This is a genomic window from Sphingomonas sp. RB1R13 (assembly GCF_036663775.1).
Taxonomy (GTDB): domain Bacteria; phylum Pseudomonadota; class Alphaproteobacteria; order Sphingomonadales; family Sphingomonadaceae; genus Sphingomicrobium.
This window is the reverse complement of the sequence record NZ_JAXOJM010000074.1, coordinates 1-1,182: the sequence shown is the minus strand read 5'-3', so window position 1 is coordinate 1,182 and position 1,182 is coordinate 1. Positions and strand designations below refer to the sequence as shown.

The following is a 1,182-nucleotide window of genomic DNA, read 5'->3' as shown; positions in this document are numbered from 1 at the left end:
TGAAGCCCAACTTGACCGCGTCGGCGCCTTCCGCTTCGAGCCGGTCGAGGGTGCCGCGGCCAACGCCCTGCCCGATCACGTCCCCGAGGAGGTGAAGGAAGAGCGTTACGCGCGGATCATGGAAAAGACCGCCGCCATCTCCGCCGCCAAGCTCGCCGCCAAGGTGGGCCGCACGCTGCCCGTCATCATCGACGCGGTAGACGAGGAAGGCGGCGCCACCGGCCGATCCCAGGCGGACGCGCCCGAGATCGACGGCGAGGTCTTCCTGCGCGATGCCGGGCATCTGTCGGTCGGCGACATCGTGAAGGTCGAGATCGAGGATGCCGACGAGCACGACCTGTACGGCGTTCCCGTCACAGGAAACGGATAAGCATCATCACGATCCCGGCCATCGACACCAGATAGGCCAGCGACCGCACGTAGCGGACGCCGAAGATATAGAGCGGCACATAGGCGACCCGCGCGAGGAACCACACCCACGCGCCGGTTGCCGCAATCCCGCCGCTCTGCCCGGTGACGGCCAGACCCAATGCCAGCGCGATGAAGATCGGCCAGGTTTCCCGGAAATTGGCCGAGGCGCGTTCGGCCCGACCGGCATAGCGTCCCAGCGGCGCGGGCGTCCCGTCACGCGCGCCCGCGTTCCAGCCGATGCCGCGGTCCAACGTCGCCATCTGCGACTGCAGCGCGATGTGCACGAACAGCAGGATGATCGACCAGCCGAGGATGGTCAGTTCGGTGGTCATGGCGCTTTTCCTCTACGACACCACCCCGGCGAAGGCCGGGGTCCAGTTGCCGCTCACTTGATGGCGCGCCATGAATGGCGTCCCATCTGGACCCCGGCCTCCGCCGGGGTGAAAGAAGAAGGTAGGATCGCCGAATGACCCAAGACCTGATCGTCACCCGCGAAGGCCCGGTCGGGCGGTTGCGGCTCAACCGGCCCAAGGCGATCCATGCTTTGACCCGCGACATGTGCGAGGGCGTGCTCGCCGCGCTGGAGGACTGGCGCGGCGATCTGTCGGTTGAGGCGGTCATCATTGACCATGCCGAGGGACGCGGATTCTGCGCGGGCGGCGACATCCGGTTGCTGGCCGAGAGTGGCGCGGGCGATGGCGAGGCGGCGCGGGGCTTCTTCCATGCCGAATACCGGATGAACCACCGGCTGTTCACCTATGCCAAGCCGAT

The 1,182-nt window shown here is 67.2% G+C and carries 3 protein-coding genes; 2 read left to right on the top strand and 1 reads right to left on the bottom strand.

Translation table 11 applies throughout. The annotated features are described in order from the left end of the window. A partial coding sequence (locus U1700_RS15000; protein WP_332753478.1) for a TRAM domain-containing protein occupies positions 1-370 on the top strand: 370 nt, incomplete at its 5' end. On the opposite strand, the gene U1700_RS14995 is transcribed toward U1700_RS15000, so the two are convergent. Then, entirely contained in the window at positions 354-743 is a 390-nt protein-coding gene (locus U1700_RS14995; RefSeq protein WP_294275403.1) for an MAPEG family protein, read from the bottom strand. The two genes, U1700_RS15000 and U1700_RS14995, sit on opposite strands and share 17 nt — an antisense overlap. A gap of 134 nt (positions 744-877) precedes the next feature. Between U1700_RS14995 and U1700_RS14990 the strand changes: the two genes are divergently transcribed. Then, a partial coding sequence (locus U1700_RS14990) for an enoyl-CoA hydratase/isomerase family protein (protein WP_332753477.1) occupies positions 878-1,182 on the top strand: 305 nt, incomplete at its 3' end.